Source organism: Micromonospora sp. DT81.3 (genome assembly GCF_049847225.1).
Lineage (GTDB): Bacteria > Actinomycetota > Actinomycetes > Actinomycetales > Microbacteriaceae > Microbacterium.
In genome coordinates this window covers 1-748 of record NZ_JBNCNY010000049.1, presented here as the reverse complement: position 1 = coordinate 748, position 748 = coordinate 1, and the positions used below count along the sequence as shown (strand labels likewise).

Sequence of the window (748 nt, the reverse complement as noted above, 5' to 3'; positions counted from 1 at the left end):
TTCCAGTGATCGTTGCAACGTGATCACACCTGTTGGAGGTCATGTTGTCGTCACGTCGCATTCCGAAGGGTCCAGGCCGGCGGCCGAAGTCGTTGGCGCGGAGCCGGTTCATGGAGTTGCTCGCGCAGGGCTGGCCGCTGGCAGCGGCGGCTCGAGAGGTCGGTGTGGTGCGCACGACCGCATACATCTGGCGGGATGGCACGACGGTGCGTCGGAAGGATGGCACGGTGAAAGTCGTGCCACCGCTGGAACCTCTCGCGCTGCGTCCGATCTCCCCTCGCTTCCTCTCTGAGGACGAGCGGATACAGATCGCCGATCTGGCCAGCAAGGGCCACGGCCCGACCGTCATCGGATCAGTGTTGGGCAGGGCACCGTCAACGATCAGCCGTGAGCTGCACCGCAACGCTCACGAGTCGGGTCAGTATCGCCCGTTCCACGCGCACAGCATCGCCGCCACCAGACGCCGCCGGCCGCGAGCGTTGAGGCTGACAACGACTCCGGTGCTGAACGCGTACGTGAAGGCGAAACTCAAGGAGAAGTGGAGTCCGCAGCAGATCAGCCGCGCGCTGCGCGCCGAGCACCCCGATGATCCGGGGATGCGGCTGGCTACGGAGAGCATCTATCTGGCGATCTACCGGCCTGGATCCGGGCTGCTCAGGAAGCCAGACGCGTCGCCGTTGCGCACGGGACGTGATCATCGCCGTGCTCACACGCGGCTGATTCGTGCCGGGCGTCGGTTCGCTCAGCC

1 protein-coding gene is annotated in these 748 nt (G+C 65.9%); it reads left to right on the top strand.

Annotation, left to right across the window (positions count from 1 at the left end):
- Positions 1–110 precede the first annotated feature (110 nt).
- Positions 111–748 (top strand): helix-turn-helix domain-containing protein (locus ACPW96_RS23285; protein WP_425886123.1); only part of this gene is annotated, 638 nt, incomplete at its 3' end.